The organism is Bradyrhizobium sp. Kon10 (assembly GCF_055807395.1).
Genome location: NZ_JBVVOZ010000170.1, coordinates 1 through 315 on the forward strand (window position 1 = coordinate 1; position 315 = coordinate 315).

The window sequence follows — 315 nt, forward strand, 5'->3', positions numbered from 1 at the left end:
CGCGCCGAATTTCGCGGCCCATTCGTTGGCGATGCCGACGGCGCCCGGCGGCACGGTGAGAACGCCGCCATTGCTCAGGGGCGTCACCGCCTCGTCGCCGGTTCGGTTGGTGCCTTCATGAAGCTCGTAGGCGGCGATTGCGGTGAATGGACCCTGGTTGTAGGTCAGTGATGCGCTGTAGAGATTGCCATATGATCCGTCGGTGCAGCCCTCCGGCGCCGATGTGAGCGGGAAGCCGGAGCCGCTGCCGCGCGACGAGGTGGCAGGGCAGTTGAAATCGCCGAGCGCAAAGTCACTGTTGTCCTTCGCCGTGTT

1 protein-coding gene is annotated in these 315 nt (G+C 65.1%); it reads right to left on the reverse strand.

Annotation, left to right across the window (positions count from 1 at the left end; genetic code table 11):
* Positions 1-315 (reverse strand): hypothetical protein (locus AC0L2O_RS36575; protein ID WP_473373175.1); only part of this gene is annotated, 315 nt, incomplete at both ends.